Below are 19,599 nucleotides of genomic sequence, written 5' to 3' on the forward strand. Positions count from 1 at the left end.
ATTCCCCACTGCTGCCTCCCGTAGGAGTCTGGGCCGTGTCTCAGTCCCAGTGTGACTGGTCGTCCTCTCAGACCAGTTACCCGTCGTAGCCTTGGTGGGCCATTACCCCGCCAACTAGCTGATGGGACGCGGACCGATCAAATAGCGCAAGTTGCCCTGCTTTCTTCTCAAAGAGCGAACTCTTCAAGAACGTATCCAGTATTAGCCCGCATTTCCGCAAGTTATCCTGAACTATAAGGTACGTTATCCACGCGTTTCTCACCCGTGCGCCACTTTCACTAAGAAGCAAGCTTCTCAGATATCGTTCGACTTGCATGTGTTAAGCATGCCGCCAGCGTTCGTTCTGAGCCAGGATCAAACTCTCCACTTAAAACTGGCTTATTACTTTTTGTTCTTTATTAAGAATTAACGTATGTGTTTTCTTGATTTCTTATTTGGTTTTCAGAGAGCTTTCTTTGCTTTCCCTCTCGTGGGCTCAGGTCCTTTCGACCGCCCCTGCCGTTCAAGGTGAGACGCATAATACGCGGTTTCCGAAGAAGCGCAAGAGGAAAGTGTGATGGATCGTTAAAAAGTTAAAAACGCATTAAAAATCAACAAGTTACATAATGTCTTCTAGAAGCATCTCCGATCGAAAGGCGATCAGGATACGTTAGGATTGAGAAAGCATCTTTCGAGCCTCGATTCGAGCATTTCGAATCAGCGGTGCATTTTCAAGTCGCAGCAGTTGCAAGGCAGCTGATGCAAACTTGGGATCTTTTGAAGCCGCTTCGGTACCGGGCCAGTACTTCGCAATAAACCGAGCAACATAAAGAACAGCAACCCGATCATAGGTAGCTCTTTCCATGCCTTCCTAACGAAGCGACAAGGACTCGCCCGAAGTATCAGCGCCCGGAATGATCCAAATCTGTAAAGCGGGTAATATTATTAAAAAACCGCAGCTCAAACTGACCGGTAGGTCCGTTACGATTTTTTGCGACGATAATCTCCGCGATGCCCAATTTATCTTCTGGTGTCTTATCTCGGAGATAATACTCCTCACGGTATAAGAACGCGATCACATCGGCATCTTGTTCGATCGCACCAGATTCTCGTAAATCGCTCATCATGGGGCGCTTATCTGTTCGCGATTCAACCCCACGATTCAGCTGCGACAAGGCAATCACAGGTACTTTTAGCTCGCGCGCAATGCTTTTAAGGCCTTTTGAGATCTCAGCAACTTCGGTTGCCTTGTTTTCGTAACCTTCTGGCCCCGTCATGAGCTGCAAATAGTCAACGATCACCATCTTCACATCGTGGCGCAAGACCATTCGACGACACTTATTGCGCATCTCTGCAATGGAAAGCGCCGGCGTTTCATCAATGTACAGCGGAGCCTCTCCTAATTGCCCGGCAGCCGCAACCAGTTGAGCAAATTCGTTACGCTGCACCATCCCTCTTCGTAAGTTTGAGAGATCCAAGCGTGCTTCGGCGCCGATCAAGCGATGAACAAGTTGTTCCGCTCCCATTTCAAGCGAAAAAAAAGCCACCGGGATTTTTAGTTGCATCGCGACATGCGAAGCAATATTGAGCGTAAAGGCTGTTTTTCCCATCGAAGGCCTGGCTGCAACGACAATCAGTTCCCCAGGCTGCAAACCACTCGTTAAGCGATCTAAATCGTGAAAACCAGACGATATCCCTACGAGGCTCGTCTTGTTGTTGTACATGAGTTCAAGACGTTTCAGTGCGATGTTGACCAGGTCTTGAATCGACAACATCCCTTTTTGAGATACTTCATCGCGTATTTGAAGAATCACGCGCTCGGCTTCATCGATGACATCGACTACTTTTCGATCTTGGCGGTACGAGGACTGAACCACTTTGGTTGCTGCAGCAATAAGCTTTCTCAGCGTTGACTTGTCTTTCACCAACTTGGCGTAGGCATTCATGTGAGCGGAGGTAGGAAAGAGCGTTTCGAGTTGGGCTACCAGAGCCGGCCCGCCCACTTGATCCAATTTTTGCATCTGGATCAGCTCATCAACCACCGTCACCGTGTTAATCGGCTCGTGCTCGTGAGAAAGAGCCATCATAGCCGTGAAAACGACTGCGTGAGCCGGATGATAGAAATCTTCCGGCCTTAAACCTTCTAAGTTAACCTGCTCCATCGCATCGGGGTCAATAAGGAGTGCACACAGAACCCCTCGTTCTGCATCCAAAGCATGCGGCGGCTGACGCCCATAGAGGCTCGACAATTGAGTTTGAGAGTCTTGTTCGGGCTGAGTGAGGCGTTGCCTCAACTCTTCGAACAAGGCTCCGAGTGGTGCACTTTCTTCAGGCATCATTATCCGAGCCTTTAGTATCTATCACTCGATTCTCTTTAGCAAGGCCCTCTCCAATCAATAAGAATTAATGCTTCTTAGCCTTCACGAAAAGACGCAACATGACCTGGCAACCCAAAAGATATTCTAAATCACGCCGGGCTTTTTCCCCAATTTCTTTCAATTTACTGCCACCACGCCCGATCGCAATCGATTTGTGGCTTTCGCGCGCGACAATCAGGCTGGCCGAAATATCAACCAGGCATTTTTTTGAATTCTCGCGACGCGTCTCATCAAATGCATCGATCACCACTTCCATGGCATGGGGAATCTCTTGCTGCAGCGCGAAAAGCGCTTTTTCACGAATTAATTCCGCTACCAGCTCTTTTTCACTCGCATCGGTCATCAGCTCGGAATCAAAGAGGAAGGATCGTTCTGGAAGCATCAAACCCAGTGAATCCAACATGGACTCTAAGCCATCTCCTGTCTTTGCGGATACAGGATAGATTTCACGAGGCTGCAAGGCAGTTTGCCATTCGGAAATAACCGGTAAAATCTCCCTTTTGTTTGCAAAACGATCAATCTGATTCAAAATAAGAACCCTATTGGCCGGCAATTGGACGGGAAGGTTTTGAACCGGTTTTTTTGCATCCACGACCCAGGCTATTAAGTCGGCATCCGGAATATGCCCGCGAGCGATCATACCTGGAGTATCGACGAAAATAAATTGAACCTGATGACGCGTCAAAATCCCATTCACCACGCGACGCGTCGTATTGGGTTTGTAAGTCACCGGCGCAATCTTCTGACCGATCAATCGATTCAGAAGCGAGCTTTTCCCTGCATTGGGTAGTCCCAACAACGCAATCGTTCCACATTTTTGTGCCATAGACTCCTACTCATAGAGCGTGCTCTTCATATCTTCAAGACGGTGTTCCACCCACTCACGTGCAAAGCGCTTATCCATCCCCCAAACTTGTCACACCAAATTATTTTTGCAAAAATAAGGTTGTGGTCGTACTTTGGGCTCAAGAAAAACACCCCTGCTGTGGAGTTCGTTGCCATGAAACGTTATTCATCGGATGGTCTTTACTCCTTATTGTTCCATGCTGGATACCTAACTCTGACAGAACCACTCTCTACTCTTAAGAACAATGTTTTTGTCAAATTCCCCAATGACGAAGTCCGAAGTGAGTTTAAAAGACTCCTACAAAAACATCTTTGGGAAAATAAAATCTCTGAACCTGACTATGTCAACAAAACAGGAGCTGTTCCTGGCGTCCTCAAGTTCTACAAAATAAACTTAGTGCGAAGCCTGCTGTGCCTCTATTAAAAATGAAAGAAAGCAACTGTCACTTCTTTTGTCCAGCCAGCAATTGCCATCAACGATGTTCCCTATATCAATTTCAATTTTACACTTTGTCAACAGCTTCCATGACACAGCATAGTTCGACATAAATACTGGCAAATATTGATTGAGATAATTTAATTCTATCCATGCAATCGTTTGATTTGGTGGCTTGCAAGAATTTTTCGGTTCCAATTCTTGCCGACGGCCTTCTCCTGCTTACTTCCGACATCTGAACGAAAATCACTAACCATGGGCTCGAAATAAAATTTCTTCACTTAGTCGATATTTTGTGGCATGACCGCTGGAGTTGGGGCTGTAGCTCAGTTGGGAGAGCGCTAGGTTCGCAATTTAGAGGCCGTCGGTTCGATCCCGATCAGCTCCACCAACCCAGAACGCATCCAGCAGCGAAGGTATTTACCCATCACGTCGCTCTCAAGGTTGACTGAATCCTCGGGTGACAGATCCTTTAAAAAAGTTTTTTTGAGCGAGTGAGGAACTAAGCCAACGCAAATGCGATTTTCCAAAACTTGGTTGATGGTTAAGCTCACACCGTCAATGGCAATTGAGCCTTTCGGAATGCAGAAGGGTCGAATCGATTCGGGCACTTCAAATTCCATCTCGACCGAATCTTGGAGAATTTGCTTTTGCTTGAGCAATCCAATGCCATCTACGTGCCCTTGAACCAAATGACCGCCCAGTCGATCGCTGAGTCTAAGTGCTTTCTCCAGATGAACGCCCGTACCGTTGGGCAGAGATCCCAAAGTGGTCAGAGCGCATGTCTCTGGGCCCAGATCAAAAATTAATGCGTGCTGGGCCAAAGTCGTTAGGCAAACTCCATTCACGGCGATGCTATCGCCTTGAGAAACATCTTCTAAATCCATTTCGGAAACGATGCGGACCTGAGAACCGCTGCGTTCGAAAACTCCCGTGTGTTGAATAATGCCTGTGAACATTTTCTTTCCATAAGCCTACTGATCCGAGTGGACAAGTGCCCGCAAGAATTTGCATCCATCTTGCGAGCAATCGGTTTCACAAGCTAAAATTCGTCATGTGCAGACAATAAGTCGATTTTAAAACGCCCGTTGTCCTTTCCCGAGCCCGATAGGATCAAGAGCGCCCAGTATGTGTAATCGTCCATTCGAGCCCTCATGCAACCTGCAATCTTCGCCTTGTTTGGCCCTAATGTGATATTTTCCAGCAACCTCTCGGTTTTTCTCGAGAAAGAAAGGTTCTCGTTGCCGTTTATTGGAAACGATCACCACCCGTTTAGCCCTTTGTTTAAAAATTATCTATTTTTTATAATGCCCTGCATTCCAAAGCTGGAAATAGGTCAAGAGCATTTTTGCCGGTTTGCTCGATGACACTTTGAACTGAGCAAGCACGAACTCGGGCAATCTCGTTGGCAACAAGCTGAACCCAAGCAGGCTCATTCGGTTTCCCACGATGGGGAACGGGCGCTAGCCAGGGTGAGTCTGTCTCAATCAAAAGCCGATCGATCGGCGTTGTAGCTGCCACGTAGCGCAGCTCTTCGGCGTTTTTAAAAGTCACAATTCCCGAAATAGAGAGAAAGCACCCAAGTTCTAAGAAGGCCCTTGCATGCTCTCGAGTCCCTGAGAAACAATGAATCACCGTCGGATAACCTCTCGGCAGCATTGCCAAACAATCCTCGTAAGCATCTCGTACGTGAATGATCAACGGCTTTGCGACTCGCTTGGCCAACTCGATTTGTTTTCTAAACACTTGTTTTTGCTGAATTGGATCCGAATGGTTATAATGATAGTCCAATCCACATTCACCAACCGCTACGCATTTGGAATTTTTAGAAAGTGCTTCGATTGGCTCCCAATCGCTGAGCTTGACTTTCGAAGATTCATGCGGATGCACTCCCGCAGAAAAATAAACATCGAGTTCACGCTCCGCCCACTCGCAAGCCTTTTGCGTTGTCTCCAGATCACACCCAACTGTAATCAAGCGTTTGACTCCAGCAATTCGGGCTCGTTCCAGCGCAGCTTGATCCTCAAGATGACAATGAGTATCGATTAACACAATTCCCCCGCACGATAGCCACTCGCCATCGCTCGCGCCATGCCTCCGTCCACTTTCGGATCGTAGCCTCCTATCGATGAACCAGCGGCAAAAAGATTCGTGGCAAATAATCTCCCAAATCGATCCAAAGGCTGCTGTCGTTCATTCACTCGAAGCCCCTGACGTTCAAACGAATCGCCTACAATCGGCAACTCAAAGATAGCTTCTTGGTCTTCAAAGCCTCCGGACAGATAACGACCGGTCGCTAAAATCAATGCCTTGGGCTCGACCACTCGACCATCGCTCAATCGAACTCTTTCAATTTTTCCATCTTTCAACTCAAAGCGTGCCACTTTGGCTCGTTCAAATCCGCGCTCCAGTATCTGCGAGAGTCTCACACCAGGAATCGAAAACGAAGCGCCCAGCAGTTCAGAGCAAGGGATATCCGTCCGCATCTGGATCGAGCGCAAAAAAACCAAGGGTGAGTCTCGACTCCCAAAAATCGCTGGTACAAACACATGGGCCGGTTTCTTGGGAAGCAAATTCAGAGCACCGACCATCTTATCCAGACACTCGTCAACAAAATCCGGATCTTCAAACGCTCGAGCAAACTCTCTAAAAGACTTCCAGCAACCTGACTGAGGAGATACAGCCGCTCGTATGGGCACGGCTCGAAAACCATGAGACTCCAGCATCCGGCAAACCGGTGCCGCATGAAATGAAGGCATTCCTGAAAAATCCATCACCCCCACCAAAGAATCCGGTCGGACCCGATCAAAATCAACAAAATGAGACGCTTGCACCAGCATCGCTGAAACCAAGTGGCCATCTTCTCGCACCGCCAGAGTGCTGGGCAGATAGCGCAGCTCTTGCGTGAGGCTTAAAAAGGCTTGCTGAACTTCGTCTGAGATCGCAAAAGCATCGACCTTCCCTGACGAATAAGCGGATGCACCGAGGCCTCGTGTAAGGCCCATGGTGCGTAAGCCACGATCTTGCGCTTTTCTAAGAGCCATCGCTCCTGCAACGCCTGAACCGATGACTAAGACATCCGTTTGAAGCAACATGCCCGAACTCCCACCAGAAGCATTAAGAAAATCGCAAAGCACAGAACAATCGCAGGACCCGAAGGCAAGTCAAAGTAGTAAGACACAGCCATGCCAATCATGCTCACACTGGCCCCAATCCCCCAACCAATCAAAAGTCGATTTTGAATCGTGCGGGCAAACATCATGGATGCCACGGCCGGCATGATGAGAAACGAGAAGACCAACAACACTCCAGCAATCGAAACAGAACTGGTCACAACCACCGCAAACGATGCGTAGAAGAAAAAATCCCATTTTCGGGATATTGTCTTTTGTTTAAAAGTAGCCGCTAAGATTTTTTTTCGAAACAACCAATGCAAAAAACCCACGCTCGCGTAGATTAAAGCCGTCTTTCCAAGGACGTTCGGTTCCACCCAAAGAATATTTCCAGAAAGAAGCTCTCTTAATTCATCCGCACCATGGGGCATGTGGGTACTTAAGAGAATGGTCGCTGACAAAGCCGTCGCGTAACAAATCCCAACCCAGCTTTCACTCTGCATAAAGGTTAGCAAAGCAGCTCCTAAGAGCGCGAATAGCAACGATGTTCCTTTTTCCGAAATCCCAACAACAATGCCTACAATCGAGCCCAAAGCAGCCATCTGAGCCAGTGCTAGATCAACGAATACAACCTGGCGCGCTAAAATGTGAATGCCAAGATAGACGTGAATACCAGCTAAGAGCAAACAGGCCATAAAGGGCCAGAACATCGTCTGTACAAAATCGGGCATCTTATCGTATATACTGCGAACCTCGAAAAGCTTCAATAGAGCTTGTATTTTTTCACAGAGGCACTTCTTTTCCAGCCTCGGCTTCAGCCTTCGACGCTTTGACTCTCTCCGCTTCCACGGCTCGTTGCTCAAGCTCCAGTTCTGGGAAGTGATAATAAGAAAATCCTGTTGCCTCTTCCACTTGAAGCTCTCCTCCCAGCTCAACCACTTCTCGCAAAAGCATGGCCTCACTCGGAATCGATCCTGCCGCCTGCTGCCAAGCATTCACCAAGGTGGCTTCCGGAATGCCTTTCGGCGTTATTCGATGAATGACCGTCCACAAGAGCCCTCGACGTCCATTATCGCGATCGATTCGAGCTTGCTCTCTCGGTCGATTGAGAAATCGAATGACTGGCAATGCAAATAAAACCAAGGAAAACCCAAACGGAATCCAACCCAGTAGAATCGGCACGCCCAAATTCTGAGGGACAAGGCTCGGATGCATACCTTGAAAAATCATTCCAAGCTTAGCAAAGGTCCACCCTTCCGAAAGAGCGACGGTCGAGATCAAAAAATTAAAACCGTTCAAACTCGCTATCAGCGCATTTTCGCCGGATGAGTTTCCTGTCAAAGGCAGTAACCGCTTTCGAGCCAACCAAGGGTAAGACTTTGCTTGGTTCATGGGCGACTGAGCTGTCCTGCGAAGCTCTGAAAAAGAATAGGTAATACCGCCATGCTCAGACACATGAATGTCACCGTTAAACTCGACCAAAAGCTTGGCAATAAACGGATCCGCTTCACGCCTCGTCATACCCGTCACGCGAAGAACGTCCAGCAAACCGATCCGGCCCTGGCGCTCTCGTATTTCTCGTAGGATCAAACGCTTCTTTTCCAATGGGTCTTCAGCTTGTTCTTCCACGCCAAAAAAGAATCCATTGACCCGTTCATAAAACGGCTTTTTTGAAATTGGATACCTTGAGCGGTAGGAGCGAAAGGGATGCCAGGTCCAATAAAGTGCATCCAAAATAAGACGAAACAGCAGATCAAATAAGAAGGGGCTTGCAAACGAAGAGCTTCGATTGTTTTCCCGACCCGAACGGTGAGCCAACGAAAGAGCCATGAGAAGCGCTGCGAAAATAGCCACATAGGCTACCATCACGATCGCTATCCAAGCTCGCACGATGGCTTTAGCGACACCCATGAACCAACGCTTAAAAACTTTCAGCGTTCTGCCCCAGTTTTCTTCGATCAACCAAGGTTTGGAAAAGCCCGTTGGAAATCGAAATAACAGCTCGCCTTTTTCCGTTGGGATCAATTCTCCTCGATACTCTCCGATCAAACGATAAAGCGAGCGCTCTGTCTCATGCATGGACAACCCGCTAGCAGTGGCAGCATCTGCCAGCGTAAAGGCTATTTTTGGATTTTTTAAAGTCTTTTCGAGCAACTCCATCTTGACTTCTTCGCATCGTCCTTTATGTTTCGACAAACAAGAGGGGTCTTGTAACTCAGTTGGTAGAGTGCCACCCTTACAAGGTGGAGGTCGCAAGTTCGAGTCTTGCCGGGACCACCAAATAAAAAAGCCTTTCGGAGACAAAACCGAAAGGCTTTTTGTTTTGGCTTTTAGAATTAAAGTTGTTCTTTGAAAGCGCGAGCAGGTTTAAAACCAACGGTTTTGGAAGCCTTGATCTTGATTTCCTTACCGGTTCGTGGGTCACGGCCCGTGCGTGCTTTTCGAGATCGAACCACAAAGGTTCCAAACCCTGGATAAGCAAATTTTTCATCTTTTTTGATGCTCTCTTGAACGGCTTCAAACACCGCATCAATGATTTCTGCACCGGCTTTTTTGGTCAGGCCAGAGTTGTTTTTACACACGTGATCAACAAGTTCAGTTTTAGTCATTGTTCTTCCTTTTCATTTTTAAAGCCCAATTTGGCTTTTGCTAAGACGTTTGTTGTCTGATATGCCAGTAAAGGTCAACTAAAATCATGAGTTTTTGCAAAATAAAAGCGCATTTTGGCGTGGAAGTTCTTATTGAGATGCCTTCTGGAGAAGAAAGGCGGATCAAGGTGGCGCGCAATTCGGGTTTTGTTGTCGGCGATCGGGTCGGTCTACAGGGAGACCGTATTCAACGACTGGAACGCCGAAACGAGCTGAGCAGGCAGACGCCTTTCGGCCCACAAACTCTTGCAGCCAATCTTGACAAGGTCATCATTACGGTATCCTCAAAACCTCCTACCCAAAAAGGATTTATCGACCAAATCATTGTCAATTGCCGTTCTCAAAACATGAAGCCGATGCTAGCGCTGACCAAAATTGATCTCGCGGAGACAAAGCCTCTTTATCAAGAACTCAACACGCTCTACAGCGATTCTATTCCTGTTTGTTATGGCTTAAAAGAGCTTCGTCCCTATCTTGCAGAAGCCGAACGCTTTATTCTCGTGGGCGTTTCTGGATCTGGTAAAAGCACTCTCATCAATCAACTGATCTTGAACCCCACCCAAAGGATAGGGGATTTAAGCGCCAATCAGAAAACCGGTAAGCATACAACCTCTCATTCGATGCTTTTCAACCTCAAGGAAGGAGGCGAGCTCATCGATAGTCCTGGGATCCGAGATTTTCGTCCCCTTTCTGTCTCTATACAAGAAGCAGCACATTATTTTCCTGGATTTGAAAAGTGGCAAACACAATCTTGCCGATTTCGAAATTGCACGCATCATCATGAACCGGAATGTTTGGTACGTGAAGCAGCAAAAACGAAAGATTATCAACGTTACCTTGATTTTTGCTTAACTTTAATTTGAATCAAGCAACCATTTTCGCAGGAAATAAAAAAATCGGGACCCAGAGAGATACCTTGGTCCCGATCAAATCTGAGCAAGCAGTTCTATCGAATGATGCTCTGCGAACGGACAGCACCCAAACGAAGCAGGCTTGGGAAAGCCAATTCGATCGAATCTTTTAACTCCGAGCGACGATTTGCTCCAGAACTTCTACCTTGAGGTGAATGAACCGTTGTACTTTCCGTTCTTCCACGCTTACGCGCGCTTCGCGACAAACTCCTCGTTCCCGTACCGGAAGCTCCTCCAGGAGGCGGATCACGATCATCCCAGCGAGGTTTGAAAAGAGTATCGGCAATGGTATAAGGCTGAACGGGTCTCAATCGAACATAATGATTTCTGCCTATAAACCCAATCCAAATCTCTTCATTCGCACTCAGATCTCCCAAGATATTATTTTGTGTCCTTAAAACAAAGTTATCATCCGTTTCTTCTGTAAAAACAACAATCCGCACATGGTTTAAGAGGCCAAACACATGAAGCTCAAGCTCTCCACCCCATTGACCGTTGTGAATGGCGCTAAGCCAGCCATCGATACCTTCGATTTCACCTGCCTGAATCGAATGCGCCAAAACATCATCAAACCAAGTCCGATGAGTCCGGTAATGACGTCTTAAGTTCTGCTCAAACGCATCGCGAGTCGTTCCAAGAGCCAAGAACATACAATCACCGCTACCCAAGTTATCTTCAACTTGAACTTCAGTGCTGGCATGGCCAATCCGAGCCACTGCAGAACGCAGTACCTCCTCTCTCTCAACGGCTGTATGACGATGCGAAGCCATGCTCGCGTACGAATTATGCCTCGAGCTCGGCAAGGTTGAAGCCGAAAACGAACCCAGCGCCGGAGCCACGGATTCACCCCTTCGAAGTATACTACCGGCTCGATTGAACTTAGCCGCCACGACTTGGCTGCTTGAAATCCTAACAATCAGATCGCTCAATCGAAGTCCAAGATCATGAAATCCAGAACGCTCAACCAGTCGTTGAATGGCTTGGAATCGAATCACAAACTGACTCACTTGGTCTGCATCTAATTCGGCCCGATCTGCTTCTCGGTTAAGACCTTTTTTGGCCAGTTCTTCCAACCAAGAAACCGCATTCTCGACGGATTTTCTAGGATATTCCAGTTCTGTCAACTCGGGGTCTTGAGCTTTGATCAATAAGTTCAGCGCTTCTCGTCGAGCTGAAACGTATTTTCCTTTGCTCTTTTGAAGGTCTTGCAAATCTCCACGCAATCGAGCAAGCCGCTCTTCTTGGGTGTAGACCACGTCAAAGGGGTTATAGCTTCGAGCCAACGATGGAGCAGCCATCGACACTTGCCTTGCCATTGAACGTCGATTATCAATCGCTTGGCGATGAGACAAATAACGAGCCACATAACCTTGACCCACCCTGTCGGATACTCCCAGCTTTTTAGAGATCGTGTTCCACTGATTCACCTGCTCTTCACCAGGTGATTCTAATAAGTCCAGATATCTCTCAAAAGTAGCATAAAGGGATTCCAGTTCAGCGTCACTTGGGATTTTAGACTGCTTTTTAAGCTCCTTGAAGAGGTTTATGAACGAATCTCTCGCATCCTCAAGTGGCCCTGCCAAAAGCCCGAAACAAAACATGGAAAGAAAAAGCAATTTAATCATAAAAATTTCCTAAAATTCTTGACTCGCGAATAACCTATTAACGCTTTGATGCTCGCTTAGACCGCATCTTCGAGTTCGTTTTCCCAGACGAAGCAGCCTGCTTGAGGCTTTTTTCTTCCGGTTCGGAATCGCTATCCAAATCAAGAAGACGACCATCATTGGCATGAGGCTCCGAAACACTGCCCAAATCAAGAAGGCGACCATCGTTGGGATGCGCCAAGGGCTGAGCACACACAAAATCATCTGCTCGGGCATTTCGAACCGATTTGAGCTCGGATCGCAATTCCTGAATCATAATCACGAGATTTGTATAATGCTCACCATGCGTACTTTCAAAGGAGTCAATGCGATCACCCACGGTATCGATCCGATGATTGAGCCCTGCAAATTCACTGGTGTCTCGAATCCCTCTTAGACTATCGTTAATTTCAGCCAATTCTGGGCCCAGTTCAGTCCTCAGAACGGCACGAATGGCACCGGGTCTGCTCTCTAAAGCACGGATCAAGCGATCCGCCTGAAGGGCCCCTGGCGTTGGAGCAGAAAACTGCGAAAGCGAATGCGTTCCTCGGCTATGAGGAGTAGACTCCAATGGAGAAAGGGTTGAAGCCCGAACTAGCTGATCGTGTATTCCTTGTGCCATTCCAAGCAGCCGATCTGCCTCATGAACTCCACGTTGAAGAAACGAAGGAGCCCAACGGTGTAGAAAGGAGCGCTGAAGCAGTTCTATGTATCTGGCATACACAATCCTGATAGCTGCTAATTCCACTTCCGCCTGCTGAGCCGTCAAACCTGCACGAGTCATCGTACGAACCAAAACCCTTAAGGTCTCCAGAACAAGAGCGGGTGATTCCTCGTCTACCCGAGCGCCATTTGTTTTACGTGGCTTGCTCGGATCTTGTCCATCTCCACCATGACCTCCCGCACCTGAAAATCTATTCTGATCCGAATTAGCTACAGGAAAAGACGAAGAACCTTCAGCACTTGATTCCCCTTCTTCACGGGATCTTTTTTGGCTTGGCTTATGAGCCGATCGATCCTGAGAGCCAAACTGGTAAATCCCAGAGAATGGCTGCTGATGGCTCAATATTTTCAGCGAATCTTGCGCCAACGCCTCCAGTACCCCCAAAGCCCTGCGTGACTCCATTTTCATTTTCGGCAATTCAAACACCCCGAACCCCGAAGCCAAAACCGTCCCCTCATAGAACGCAATGCTTAAACAAAAAAAAGAAAATTTCATCTGTTATTAATCCTTTATTTCTTCAGAAAAAAAATATTTGAGCGTGCCTGCAGCCGATCCAAAAATGGCGACGTAACCCAGGACTTGAATCCATCGATCCCGATTCAAGAGAGGCGAGTTTACGTAGAGCATCTGATTGAGGACAGACAAGGCGACTGTCCCAAACCCGACGAGTGGAACGATCGTCTGCAAGTTACTTTGGACCACTTGAGAGGGTTCTGAAGACCACATTTTTGCTTTGCAGTAAAATTCCAAATACCAAGTTGGCTGTTCCTCACAGCTTAACATTGATTCGTAGTGTTTATCTGCGAAAGCGCCGATAGACATCAAACCCATCAAAAAACAAATTACTTTCATTTCAGCACCATTCTTTCAGTCCAATTTAAATTCGATATCCACATAAAAATCATTTAATTCTTTGGGAAAAGGGCACAGCTCGGGGCTCATACTGATCACCCCACAAAACAGGCTGTGTTTAGAGAAATTCAAAAGCGCTTATTGGCTAAGACCAAGCCAACAAAGCCAATTCGAACAGGACAATGTTTCATTCTCGATCCAACCAAGAGCCCATAGACTGACGTGCATCTTATTGGGAAAAACCAACAAACTTCCCATGGCAGGCCCATCGGGATGCTTTCTCCAAACTTTCTCGTCAACACCCCTCGAAAGTCGGTATCCACTTCCTTTGCTTGTCCATTTTTCAACTTCGGCGTAGAGGGCTGGGTTCGCTTTTAGGGTTTCAACATCTGTAATACCCCGTAATCGATCAGATAACTCCTCCCATGCTTCTAAAATTTCATCTCCCTGGGAGTCTTTCATCGACTGATTCTGAACGATTGCTTCGGGAAATTCGGGATCTTGAGGCCCACACCCTGCGCAAATCAAAACTGAAATCAAAAACATTTTGTACAGTATTTGTTTACTCATAAACCGTCTTACTCTCAAAATCTGTTACTCTTGTCAATGCTTACTTTTTCATCGAAATGGCTTGAAGCTCAATGCTCGTGAGTTCCATGTTCATGAGAGCAGCTTTCGTCGTGTTCGTGATCGTGGTCATGATCATTTTTTTTGCTTTCTTCAACTTCACCCATGAAATTTTGAAGCGCAGGGCTCATTTGATCACCGCAAGAGCAAAGCACCAACAAAACTAAAACCAATACAAAACTTTTTTTCATCAACCTTTTTTAACGCACAGATCTTTTATTGACAAGCGCTCTCTCTTTAAAGAATTAAAAAAACCTCTAAAATAGAGGCTTTTAATAATTTTAAATGCAACCCGCAGGCGCTCCTAGCGATCACGTTACTACAGCTTCTTTTTCGGCCAAGGCAACCAAATCCTCCGCTTGAACCCGAACCTCTTCATCGCTCGTTCCAAGCGCTTGACCGGAAGCCAAGGCCAACTCTCGACAGACCCCGAAATAACGTTTTTGCATTTCCGAAAATCGCTCTTGAGACATCTGCAACTTGCCCCGTGTCGCTGCAAGCAATTTTTCAGCATGTTCTGCTTTACGCTGCATACGACCCATTTCTAAAGCCACCTCTTCCGGTAAGTCCTCCACAGGAACCACAATCGCATTCTCGAGATTTTTTTTACTTTTTTCAACGTTTTGCTTTCGCTGGCCGACTTGATTCTCCAACTTAGCAATTCGTTCCTGATAATGAGCTTTTAGTTTGCCTAACTCGACCTGATGGGCTTCTTCTGCTTGTTGTTGAACGGTTTTTAAGGCTAAATCAAAAGAGGGTGTTTGTTCTTGATTATCTAGCATGCCATCGGTCTCCTCGATATCTTGTTTTCGTCCTTCTTTGCGAAGACGGCGCTTTGCGTTGTCTCGTAGTTCTTCCAATTGCTTCGTTTTTTTAACATTTTCTTCTTTCAGCAAAGCAAGCTCAGCTCGAAAGTTCGCCACTTTATCTTCCATCAACTTCTTGGTCACTCGAATGCTGCCCAATTCTGTCTGTCCATTTTTCGACCGACGATTCGCAATCACGGCTATCATCACAAAAAAGGCTATATTTAGGCTGAGAATAATCGCTGATGTCATGAAGTCACCTCACTTTTTGGACGTCTGGATCGAGCAAAACGCCTTCGACGTCGTTTAGGCTTTGAAGCCAATTGGGTCTCATCAACGGAATCTGGCTCCTGAAATTCCATTCCCAAGGAGGCCTGCAACTCAGGCGCATGACCAAAAAATGCTTCCATTAAAGGATCTTCAAAATGCTCTTCTACGATTGGTCTCTCAAGCTCAATAGGCTCTTCTGATTCGTCCAGAGTTTCATCAAAATCAATCAGCGTAGGCGCAGGGCCGATACTCGGAGGAGGCATTCGAAGCGCATTTCGATGTGGCTTTTGAGAGACTTTAGGCTGAGTAGAGGCAGCGTCCAGCCCCGCCTGTCCCCGTCTTTCTTCTAGAAAATCGAGCTCATCACCCATCAAACGCGCATCGCCTAAAATATGGAGCTGCACCTGATAGCGCTCGCCAATATCAACCAATTCTCGACGTTTTGAGTTATTCAACTGATTGGCCACATCGACCGGCATCTTGACCGTCAATAGACTCAGATGATGATGACGTTTTGAGAGATGCCCATAGATATTTCGAAGAGCCAGAATGGCCAAGCCGCTCGAATCGCGAACACGACCGGTTCCTTCGCACTGCTTACAAGTGACATGGCTGATTAAACGGTGCGATTGTCTAAGCCGTTGCCGCGTCAGCTCGAGCGTGCCATTCTCCCCGATTCGGCCAATTTTGATGCGGGCCTTATCGTTCTTCATCGCTTCTTTCAGAGCACGCTCAACATCTCGATTGTGCTTACCTGAGATCATATCGATCAAGTCAATCACAATAATGCCGCCCAAATCGCGCAACCGAAGCTGGCGGGCCAATTCCTGCACCGCTTCTAAGTTAGTCTTATAGACCGTTGCCTCATGGTCGTCTTCTTTGGTCGATTTCCCTGAATTGACATCCACCGAAACCAAAGCTTCGGTTTGCTCAATCACAACATAGCCACCCGAAGGAAGCTTGACCTGACGCTCAAAGAGATCTTCAATCGCTTTTTCGATTCCGTAGTGAAAAAAGATCGGATCTTTCTTTTTATGCTGTTCGAGAATCTGAACTAAGCCCGGCATATGCTGAGTCAAGTAGTTGGATACTTCTTCAAACTCTTCGTCATCATCAATCACGACTTTACTGACGTCATTGGAAAAATAGTCTCGAAGCGTCCGAACCACAATATCGGGTTCCCGGTAAAGCAAAGTCGGAGCCCGGCCCAATTCGGCTCCTCGGTTGATCTGCTGCCAAGTCTCGCAAAGATTCTTAAAATCTCGATACAAGTCTTGACGATTCGCGGTCATTCCAGCGGTACGAATGATGACGGCCATGCCTTCTGGAACGCTCAGGCGTGTCAGCATATCTCGAGCCGCTTGACGAGCAGACTCGTTGTCAATTTTTCGTGAAATGCCGCCGCCACCCTCATCCGAATGCATCAGAACAACATAGCGCCCCGGCAAAGACAAGTAGGTGGATAAAGCAGCCCCTTTATTGCCAATTTCATCTTTTGTGACTTGGACGACAATTTCTTGACCACGGGACAAGATCTCGGAGGGGCGGACTTTTTTAGAATTTCTGCAAGACTCTGGAATTAAATCCGGGCGAATCTCAGAAAGAGGCAAGAAACCTTGTTTTTCATCTCCAAAATCAACAAAAACTGCTTCAAGGCTATCTTCAATGTTGGAAACGATGCCTTTGTAGATATTGCTCTTGTGTTTCGCTCTCTTTTGAGTCTCGATATCCAGGTCTACGAGTCGACCGTTTTCCACGATCGCGATCCGGACCTCTTCCGCCATATCGGCGTTAATAATAATCTCTTTGGACATTGGGCCGAAGGTATAACATGGTGCCTACGAGTAGGCAAGGAGACTCCGAAGGGCCCTGATGGATGATATCCTCCCACCAACACCCGTTTCAAAACTCTCCTAGAAAAATGGAGTATTTCTTGAAAGCCAAAGCCGAGGCGACCGACGAAAACAAGTCGCCACCTTTAGGGCCTCAAGCAAAAAACACACCGCTCAAAGAGCGACGCTGCGTTTTAGAGTCCTCTTTGACGTTTCAGTTGAGCGACCGCTCTTGGGTATTCAATTTCCCACTCAGGCGATCCTTCTCGTAAATTCTTCAAACGAGCTCGTGCTTCTTTATCGAGATCTTCTGGAATAGAAGCATATTTATCCATCGCCAAACGGATCACTTTTCGAAGTTCAGGATCATCGCCGAACACTTCTTCAATGTTCTTAGAAGCCAAAAGCGCTTCCACCAATTGAGTCAACACAAAGTCCTGAGCTTCGTCGCCTACTTTGAAATGCTTCGCGTCAGCAAGAGATTTTTTGGCCTGAGCAAAACGATCCACTCCCAAACCTCTTCGATGAATCAAATCTTTGGCTTGCTCGCTCAACCGTTCATCGGCGTCTAGGTACTCCACCATAACGGCCGCCAAGTCGAGCTCGGCTTCCTCTATTTTATCGGTCTCCACTTCAATGAAGTTCGCGGCTGATAGAGCCCGAACGCTGTCTTTAGCAATTTTTGGGATAATTTTTCGATAGAGCCGCATCCTCACCTACTATCGCATCAGCCAAATTTGTCAACCCAGTGTCCGGGGTTCGACGTAGGCATGGGTATTACTGCTGATTGAAATCTGGAGCCGACAGCCAGAATCGAACTGGCGACCTACTGTTTACGAAACAGTTGCTCTACCAACTGAGCTATGTCGGCTTGCAAAGCGCACAAACTAAGATTGTTCATCCAAAACGTCAAGCGGATTCAACCATGAATCGCAATTCCCATCTAAAGGATTGAAAAGGGTTTCACAGACGGCTTTAATGACGCGTGAAATGGATCCGTTCGGCAACTGCAACACCATCGATGGCTGCGCTCACAATCCCACCCGCGTACCCTGCCCCTTCTGAACACGGATAAAGACCAGGCAAAGAAATACTTTCCAGGGTCACAGGATCTCGAATCACTCGAACCGGGCTTGATGTACGGGACTCAACTCCGACCAAAACAGCCTCTTCCGTCAGGTAACCAGGCATTTTTTGGTCAAAAACCAGCAAGGCTTCTCGAAGACGATCGGCAATAGGCACTCCGCTTGCATTTAACACGGAATCCAAATCCGCCGGCCGAATCCCAGGTTGGTAGCTGGTCGACGGGAGATCGGAAGAAACACGCTTTTTGACAAAGTCGGTTGCTCGTGCAGCGGGAGCACACAACCCTCCTCCTCCTGCTTCCCAAGCGGCCTGTTCCATACGGCGCTGCAATTCCAAACCACCCCAGGGACTTTCCAGCCCATGGCGCGCCCAATCGCTCGGGTGAATGGCCACCACGAAACCCGAATTGGCGTAGGGGGAATCACGCCTGGAAAGACTCATTCCATTCATCACCAAAGCACCCGCTTCCGTGGAAGCTGGAACGATCCAGCCTCCTGGGCACATGCAAAACGAGAAAGCCCCTCGGCCATCGCTCGGAGTATAAGCAAGTCGATAAGGAGCAGCAGGTAAAATGGGATTTCCCGCATCGGATCCATATTGAATCCGATTGATCAGGGGTTGTGGGTGCTCAATCCGAACTCCCATCGCAAAGGGTTTGGCTTCGAGATGAGCCCCTGCTCGTTGCAGGGCTTCAAACATATCTCGTGATGAGTGGCCTGTAGCAACCACGACCGACTGACCCCGATGCTCGACCCCACTTTCCAAGCGAACCCCAATCGCTCGCCCACGCTCAACGATCAGATCGCTCACTTTCGACTCAAAATGAATGTCTACCCCAACGGACTCTAGATTCTCACGAATGGCCGTCACCACTTTAGGCAATCGATTGGAACCAATATGAGGACGAGCCTCCACAAGAATCGACTCCGGAGCACCGTGCGTCACTAAAATTTCAAGAACATCTCGAACCGAGCCGCGTTTATGAGAGCGTGTGTACAACTTACCATCGGAGTAAGTGCCGGCTCCCCCCTCGCCGAAACAATAATTGCTATCGGGATTAACAAGCCCATGCTGAGTGAGACCCTTCAGGTCTCGTCGCCTTGCTTGTACTTTTTTGCCACGTTCGAAGATCAGCGATTTGATCCCATAACGAGCCAGAGCGTGCGCGCAGAACAAACCCGCAGGGCCTGCTCCGATAATGATCACAGGATTTCCCTGCACCGTTCGCAGAGCAAAACGTTCGGGGTCAAACGGCATCGGCTCGCCGATGGTCAACAGCCACCGTACTCGCCGGCCTCGAGCATCCAGACTTCGTTTTTTTACAGAAAGTGCCGGAAGTTCTTCGGGCAAACAACCAAGCTTTTCAGCCACACGATCCCAGATAAGCGGCTCATCTTGTGATTCGTGAAGTTCAAAATAGAGTTCCAGTTCCGATTTCATCCAACCGC

Annotated in this window: 19 protein-coding genes, 3 tRNA genes and 1 rRNA gene; 3 read left to right on the forward strand and 20 right to left on the reverse strand. The window is 47.6% G+C overall.

Annotated elements, in window-relative coordinates; genetic code table 11:
- The 4 genes from I8H75_05070 to era all read right to left on the reverse strand — a co-directional run.
- Nucleotides 1–370 (reverse strand): 16S ribosomal RNA (locus tag I8H75_05070); the annotation flags it as partial.
- 279 nt (nucleotides 371–649) lie between these two features.
- Nucleotides 650–844, reverse strand: a complete 195-nt coding sequence (locus tag I8H75_05075) for a hypothetical protein (protein ID MBH2006697.1) — start codon at nucleotides 842–844, stop codon at nucleotides 650–652.
- A gap of 37 nt (nucleotides 845–881) precedes the next feature.
- On the reverse strand, nucleotides 882–2,318 hold the full coding sequence (dnaB, locus tag I8H75_05080) for a replicative DNA helicase (protein MBH2006698.1): 1,437 nt from the start codon (nucleotides 2,316–2,318) through the stop codon (nucleotides 882–884).
- A gap of 64 nt (nucleotides 2,319–2,382) precedes the next feature.
- On the reverse strand, nucleotides 2,383–3,183 hold the full coding sequence (era, locus tag I8H75_05085; protein MBH2006699.1) for a GTPase Era: 801 nt from the start codon (nucleotides 3,181–3,183) through the stop codon (nucleotides 2,383–2,385).
- 771 nt (nucleotides 3,184–3,954) lie between these two features.
- Here era and I8H75_05090 point away from each other — a divergent pair.
- Nucleotides 3,955–4,030 (forward strand) — tRNA-Ala (locus I8H75_05090).
- Here the strand turns inward: I8H75_05090 and I8H75_05095 are convergent.
- The 5 genes from I8H75_05095 to I8H75_05115 all read right to left on the reverse strand — a co-directional run bounded on the left by I8H75_05095 (nucleotide 3,981) and on the right by I8H75_05115 (nucleotide 8,912).
- Nucleotides 3,981–4,598, reverse strand: coding sequence for a riboflavin synthase (locus I8H75_05095; protein MBH2006700.1), 618 nt, complete (start codon nucleotides 4,596–4,598; stop codon nucleotides 3,981–3,983). The genes I8H75_05090 and I8H75_05095 overlap by 50 nt on opposite strands.
- A 343-nt stretch (nucleotides 4,599–4,941) precedes the next feature.
- Nucleotides 4,942–5,691: a TatD family hydrolase gene (locus tag I8H75_05100; GenBank protein ID MBH2006701.1), complete on the reverse strand. Its 750-nt coding sequence runs from the start codon at nucleotides 5,689–5,691 to the stop codon at nucleotides 4,942–4,944.
- Nucleotides 5,685–6,734: an FAD-binding protein gene (locus I8H75_05105; GenBank protein MBH2006702.1), complete on the reverse strand. Its 1,050-nt coding sequence runs from the start codon at nucleotides 6,732–6,734 to the stop codon at nucleotides 5,685–5,687. The genes I8H75_05100 and I8H75_05105 overlap by 7 nt, the downstream gene beginning before the upstream one ends.
- Nucleotides 6,710–7,483 carry a metal ABC transporter permease gene (locus I8H75_05110; protein MBH2006703.1) on the reverse strand — a complete coding sequence of 258 codons (774 nt, stop codon included), beginning with the start codon at nucleotides 7,481–7,483 and terminating at the stop codon, nucleotides 6,710–6,712. The genes I8H75_05105 and I8H75_05110 overlap by 25 nt, the downstream gene beginning before the upstream one ends.
- 52 nt (nucleotides 7,484–7,535) lie before the next feature.
- On the reverse strand, nucleotides 7,536–8,912 hold the full coding sequence (locus I8H75_05115; GenBank protein ID MBH2006704.1) for a hypothetical protein: 1,377 nt from the start codon (nucleotides 8,910–8,912) through the stop codon (nucleotides 7,536–7,538).
- A gap of 44 nt (nucleotides 8,913–8,956) precedes the next feature.
- Here I8H75_05115 and I8H75_05120 point away from each other — a divergent pair.
- A tRNA-Val gene (locus I8H75_05120) sits at nucleotides 8,957–9,032 on the forward strand.
- Between the two features lie 56 nt (nucleotides 9,033–9,088).
- Here I8H75_05120 and I8H75_05125 read toward each other — a convergent pair.
- Nucleotides 9,089–9,361 carry an HU family DNA-binding protein gene (locus I8H75_05125; GenBank protein ID MBH2006705.1) on the reverse strand — a complete coding sequence of 91 codons (273 nt, stop codon included), beginning with the start codon at nucleotides 9,359–9,361 and terminating at the stop codon, nucleotides 9,089–9,091.
- An 86-nt stretch (nucleotides 9,362–9,447) separates the two neighbouring features.
- Here I8H75_05125 and rsgA point away from each other — a divergent pair, with 86 nt between their 5' ends.
- On the forward strand, nucleotides 9,448–10,263 hold the full coding sequence (rsgA, locus tag I8H75_05130) for a ribosome small subunit-dependent GTPase A (GenBank protein ID MBH2006706.1): 816 nt from the start codon (nucleotides 9,448–9,450) through the stop codon (nucleotides 10,261–10,263).
- 83 nt (nucleotides 10,264–10,346) lie between these two features.
- Here the strand turns inward: rsgA and I8H75_05135 are convergent, their stop codons facing one another.
- From I8H75_05135 to I8H75_05180, 10 genes are all read right to left on the reverse strand, one after another.
- A complete protein-coding gene (locus I8H75_05135; GenBank protein MBH2006707.1) occupies nucleotides 10,347–11,936 on the reverse strand; it encodes a hypothetical protein in 1,590 nt (529 codons plus the stop codon).
- A gap of 37 nt (nucleotides 11,937–11,973) precedes the next feature.
- Nucleotides 11,974–13,173 carry a hypothetical protein gene (locus I8H75_05140; protein MBH2006708.1) on the reverse strand — a complete coding sequence of 400 codons (1,200 nt, stop codon included), beginning with the start codon at nucleotides 13,171–13,173 and terminating at the stop codon, nucleotides 11,974–11,976.
- Between the two features lie 6 nt (nucleotides 13,174–13,179).
- Entirely contained in the window at nucleotides 13,180–13,530 is a 351-nt protein-coding gene (locus I8H75_05145; GenBank protein ID MBH2006709.1) for a hypothetical protein, read from the reverse strand.
- A gap of 138 nt (nucleotides 13,531–13,668) precedes the next feature.
- Nucleotides 13,669–14,100, reverse strand: coding sequence for a hypothetical protein (locus I8H75_05150; GenBank protein ID MBH2006710.1), 432 nt, complete (start codon nucleotides 14,098–14,100; stop codon nucleotides 13,669–13,671).
- Between the two features lie 68 nt (nucleotides 14,101–14,168).
- Complete coding sequence (locus tag I8H75_05155; GenBank protein MBH2006711.1) at nucleotides 14,169–14,348, reverse strand: hypothetical protein; 180 nt, start codon at nucleotides 14,346–14,348, stop codon at nucleotides 14,169–14,171.
- 120 nt (nucleotides 14,349–14,468) lie between these two features.
- Nucleotides 14,469–15,215 (reverse strand): hypothetical protein, encoded by a 747-nt coding sequence (locus I8H75_05160; GenBank protein ID MBH2006712.1) that lies wholly within the window; start codon nucleotides 15,213–15,215, stop codon nucleotides 14,469–14,471.
- Nucleotides 15,212–17,047, reverse strand: coding sequence for an Rne/Rng family ribonuclease (locus I8H75_05165; protein ID MBH2006713.1), 1,836 nt, complete (start codon nucleotides 17,045–17,047; stop codon nucleotides 15,212–15,214). Before I8H75_05165 ends, I8H75_05160 begins: the two co-directional genes overlap by 4 nt.
- 212 nt (nucleotides 17,048–17,259) lie before the next feature.
- Complete coding sequence (locus I8H75_05170; GenBank protein MBH2006714.1) at nucleotides 17,260–17,775, reverse strand: DUF507 family protein; 516 nt, start codon at nucleotides 17,773–17,775, stop codon at nucleotides 17,260–17,262.
- An 85-nt stretch (nucleotides 17,776–17,860) separates the two neighbouring features.
- Nucleotides 17,861–17,936: transfer RNA gene (locus I8H75_05175), tRNA-Thr, on the reverse strand.
- A gap of 104 nt (nucleotides 17,937–18,040) precedes the next feature.
- Complete coding sequence (locus tag I8H75_05180; GenBank protein MBH2006715.1) at nucleotides 18,041–19,591, reverse strand: NAD(P)/FAD-dependent oxidoreductase; 1,551 nt, start codon at nucleotides 19,589–19,591, stop codon at nucleotides 18,041–18,043.
- Between the last annotated feature and the right edge of the window lie 8 nt (nucleotides 19,592–19,599).

It is taken from the genome of Myxococcaceae bacterium (assembly GCA_016000045.1).
Classification (GTDB): domain Bacteria; phylum Myxococcota; class UBA727; order UBA727; family JABDBI01; genus AER2-1.